6 protein-coding genes are annotated in these 4,270 nt (G+C 57.3%); all 6 read right to left on the reverse strand.

All coding sequences use genetic code 11. The annotated features are described in order from the left end of the window. Nucleotides 1-368: 368 nt before the first annotated feature. Nucleotides 369-533 (reverse strand): DNA-3-methyladenine glycosylase, encoded by a 165-nt coding sequence (locus tag VMU57_RS23040; protein ID WP_414648630.1) that lies wholly within the window; start codon nt 531-533, stop codon nt 369-371. Between the two features lie 182 nt (nt 534-715). Then, a complete protein-coding gene (locus VMU57_RS10660) occupies nt 716-1,282 on the reverse strand; it encodes a hypothetical protein (RefSeq protein WP_325383219.1) in 567 nt (188 codons plus the stop codon). Nucleotides 1,283-1,332: 50 nt separating this feature from the next. Further along, nucleotides 1,333-1,959, reverse strand: a complete 627-nt coding sequence (locus VMU57_RS10665) for an SDR family oxidoreductase (protein ID WP_325383221.1) — start codon at nt 1,957-1,959, stop codon at nt 1,333-1,335. After that, nucleotides 1,956-2,393 carry a hypothetical protein gene (locus tag VMU57_RS10670; RefSeq protein ID WP_325383223.1) on the reverse strand — a complete coding sequence of 146 codons (438 nt, stop codon included), beginning with the start codon at nt 2,391-2,393 and terminating at the stop codon, nt 1,956-1,958. Before VMU57_RS10670 ends, VMU57_RS10665 begins: the two co-directional genes overlap by 4 nt. A 168-nt stretch (nt 2,394-2,561) precedes the next feature. Next, a complete protein-coding gene (locus VMU57_RS10675; RefSeq protein ID WP_325383225.1) occupies nt 2,562-3,371 on the reverse strand; it encodes a helix-turn-helix domain-containing protein in 810 nt (269 codons plus the stop codon). A 230-nt stretch (nt 3,372-3,601) separates the two neighbouring features. Further along, the coding region (locus VMU57_RS10680; protein ID WP_325383227.1) for an MFS transporter at nt 3,602-4,270 on the reverse strand (669 nt) is incomplete at its 5' end.

Consider the following 4,270-nt stretch of genomic DNA (forward strand, 5'->3'; position numbering starts at 1 on the left):
ACTTGCAATCGTTACCGGCTCTCTACCCACGGCCAGTTACCCATCAGGGAGTCTTCTTCCCTTCCGGCCTCAATGGGAATGTAAAGTAACACCGGATTTAACTGAAAGGCCTCCCTGGCTCAGCCAGAGAGGCCTTTCAGCTATTGGCGGATCTCTTCAAGGCGAAGCGCATCTCAGCTTCTCCTCGTTCTTGGTAGCTCCTCTCCGCCCTCTACGAAACGAAGAGGCTCCTCGACCGTCTTCGTTATCCCGATACGGGGTGTCGCTATAACTGAGTTTGCATGATAGCCGTCGTCGAGTAGTTGTAGGCATGAGTCGGCCAACGTGACGTCGAGACCGTTATGCGTAGCTCCGGTAGTTGCTCGTGCCTAGAAGAGACGTCCTGGTCCCGCGGTAAGCAGGTTCGGCCTCGTGAGATGTGAAGATCCTCGCAGTTGGAGCATTACATCCAATCCTTCAACCAGTTCCAGTGCCCGACTGAGCACGCCCTCGGGTTGACAACTGATCCAAATCTCATTTGAAGTTGCCGTCACAAACCGGACGGATGAATGCAGTATCGTATTCTCACCAACTGATCGCTACCGTCGTCAGGGTGAAACACGCGGTCAAAACAATCAAGATATATCGCAAGTCTTCAGCGAAGGCATTTCAATAAAAAGGTAGCTGAATGTCCTGCGATGAACGGTCATCTTCAATTGGTATGGGCCTTTTTGCGCTAACGGGAACCCGCTCTGGCGGTCGAAATCGCCCTCGTTCGACCGAGCGTCGCCAGCGAAGAAACCCATCCCAGTAAGACCGATGCCACCACGATGCTCAGTGATTCCACGAATTCCGGCTTGGCTGCCGTCAGCAGAATGGTTCCGATCACGATCCAGATACGGATGCTCAACGAAATCTTCAGCAAGGGACTTCGCAGCCCGGCATTCCACCCGGATTCGATCTCACTCGCGTTGTTGCAAAGTCTTCGGATCGCGCGCAGCCGCCTTCCCGTCAGCGCGCCTAAAACGGCAAACAATATAATTTCCAGTACGGCAAACCTGGGCCAGGCGAACTCCCAGGCCCTCAAGCTTTCTGTCAGATACGCTCCCGTGACGTACACGATCACCAGCGAACTGATGCTGGCCACGGTGAGACCTGGAACGGGAGCCGTCCAGGAGCGGACTTCGCCCGGGCTGGAGGCTCGCCTGAGTTGAAACAGCATCCACGCCTCTATCGTCAGGCTGGCAGTGAGAACAAGGACTGCGATCGCGTGAACAAAGAGAATGCCGGTATAGATCGTCATGGTTCCCCTCAATTTCAAATGTGCCGTGTGCGCCGTTCCGTTGCGCTGCGTTAGTTACATACACCGACGATCTTGCGCCTCGATGCATGATTCTCAAGGCACCGAATCATGAAGTCCGCGACGTCGGCGCGCGCGATCTTGAAACCGAAGACGGGCAGATGCCCTTCCCGGACGCGATACCGCCCTGTTTGCGGCTTGTCGGTAAGCTGAGGCGGACGCACCAGGGTCCAGTCGAGTTCACTCGCCGTCACAATCTGTTCCATCGCCGAGGCGTCGGCAACCACGCTCGGAAAGAACAAGCGGCCAAACAGATAGGTGGGCGGAATGATCGAATCTCTGAAGAGAAATGCTGTCGATACGATGACCGCGCGCCTTACTGCCGTTCGCAGCATTGCGTTCGTCAACGTCGCAGCGAACCGCTGCAAGAGATCGGCATCGGTCTTCGACAAAGGCAGACGAGGCCCGAACGCCGACAGGACAGCGTCGTGGCCCTCCAGGGTTCGTCCCAGTTCCACAGCATCCATCAAGTTGCCTTGAACGAGCCGGATGTGCCCGGCAAACGCGTTGAGCGGTTCGGGCTTACGCACCAACGCGGTCACGGAATGACCGCGTGCAATTGCCTGCCGAACAACTTCGACTCCAATGCCGCCAGTGGCACCAAGAACTACCAGCTTCATCGATCCTTCCTTTCCAATCGTCTGGTTATCGGTTCTGCGATCAACGAGTTGCTTCGCGGCGATAGAGGCCTCATCGTGCATCGCGCTGCCAGACTCTGCCGAGGCGGAGTCCATTCGCGCAGCTTGACGGCGACGCCGTAGCGCGGGCCGGGATGCAGGCGTGCGATGGTGACAGCCTGATCTTTGTCGACTGAGTCGAAGAAGACGATCGTGACTATCGGGACCATTGGCGGGTCACTTGATCCATTCCCAGAGCCGGACCCGCTTCCCGGTGCGGAGAAGTCTGCTTCGGCCTCTCCAAAGTTCCGCGGATCGAGGGCGATCCCCATCTCTGTAACTTGCTGGCCCCAACCTGCGATGTCGACGGGACGCTGTTTCTGTTCTTCGGGGGTGATTGTGCGGGTGGAATAGAAGATCAGGGCATAGTGCTTCATGGGTTTCTCCTTGAAACTGGCTGGCTGGAAACGAGCGGCGTGGAAAGGAACGGCAAAGGAGGGGGAGCAGAGCGAACGAGAACAGAGCTCCCGCTTCATGCCGGATGGAGATGCGGAAACCGCGAAGAGAGGGCTCATCGCTCGAAGGTAGTGAAGAAAGAGGGGTCGCTAATTGGAAAAAATCGGCAGATTGTTAGCGCGGGTATCGCGGAAAAATTCTTCCGGAGATGTGCCGGTGAAGAGTCGGAAATCGCGCACCATGTGCGATTGATCGCAGTAGCCTGCTTCAAAGGAGATCGCTGTAAGCGACTTGCCGGTATTCCATAGCCTGCAGACATGCTGCAAGCGTGCCAATCGGCTGAGCTTCTTGGGAGTTACGCCGACCGCAACCCGGAAATGCCGTTCCAGTGCGCTTTGGCTCATGGCGGCGTGACGCGCAATCGCAGCAATGGAAGACCGGCCTTGCGAGCGGCGGATCATCTGCGCGGCGGCCTCGATCTGGGGAGAGATCCCCTGCAGAATGGTTCCATGCTGGGTTCGGATGCGACGGATGAGAAAGCGTTCTACCGCCATGAAGTGCTGTTGCAGGTCGCGGGCATCGGTAAGAACGTTCTGGAGATGGTCGATGTCTCGCCACGGCAGGACGGAATCAAGGGGTGCCGTGCGGTTGTAGAGAAGGTCTACACGATCATGCAGTATCGCCGGTGCGCCAACCTCCGTGAACCGAACGATCAGCAGCGCGGAGTTCGCCTCGTGCTCGACGAAGCGGGTTCGTTGTTGCAGGCCCGAGATAATTGCGTTGGGAAGGGCCTCGTTTCGCATGGACGCTGAACCAGACTGGCGCAAGACGAGTGTAAGCGTCGTCTCCGGCAGCAGAACCTGAACCCGGGACCGCTGCGAGTGGACCCACAGGATTTCCCGCACATGGCGGCGAAGGGCGCTACTTGGCTGATGGACGAAATAACGCACTTCGCTCATTGCTGTCTTGGATGAGCGGCCTTCGGGCGAAGATTCGTCTATTTGATCGAGCTTACCTCCGGAAGCTCGGCCTCCACTCGGAAATCGAATAGCCTGGATGCCGCTCAGTCATTGCCAAATTGCCAACTCGCTCAGTGAAACCTGCCAACAGCATTCTGGGCTCTCAATGAGTGCATCAGCCTGTTTTCGCCAGTTGAGAAGCCGGCCTGATTACTTCCGACAAGGCGACTTCACGAGACTAAAGATGGAACTGTCGCGAGGTCCTTTCGACGGGTCAGCACAATCACTGCTACAAGCGCCGCTACGAAATCGGCAGCAGCAGCAATTGCAAGCGACCAGCGTGGGCCAAGGTGATTTGCAATCCAGCCGAGAATAGGGGCGCCAAGCGCCATCCCTCCAAGGGCAATGCCGACCCGCAGGGCCATGACCCTTCCCCGCATTGACGGTTCGGTAGAGAGCTGCATGAGGCTGTTGGTGCCATTAGTGAAGGTCATGGCGGCCACCCCGATGATGACAAGAGCCGCCGCAAACCACCAGTAGCCGGGTGCAAGTGCCGCAAGAGCGCAGCCTGTGCCGAAGGCAAGAGCTCCCATCCACAGCGATGCAAATCTTGGCTTTTCCTGACGGGCAGCGAACAACGCCCCTGAGATGGTCCCAATCGCCATGATGGAAGAGAGAAGACCGAAGCCCCGTGCATCCGAATGGAAGACACTCACAGCCATCGTGGAGATAAAGATGGGGAAGTTAAAGCTGAAGGTGCCGATCAAGAACAGCATGATCAGCATCGTGCGAAGCTCTTGTCGTTCCCACACATAGCGTAGACCTTCCATGAACCCGGAGGCGGAGCGATGCGCTCTGACGGTCGTACGCAGTTCGGAGAGGCGGAAGAAGGCCATCGA

It is taken from the genome of Edaphobacter sp., from assembly GCF_035532915.1.
In the GTDB taxonomy this organism is placed as follows: Bacteria; Acidobacteriota; Terriglobia; order Terriglobales; family Acidobacteriaceae; genus Edaphobacter.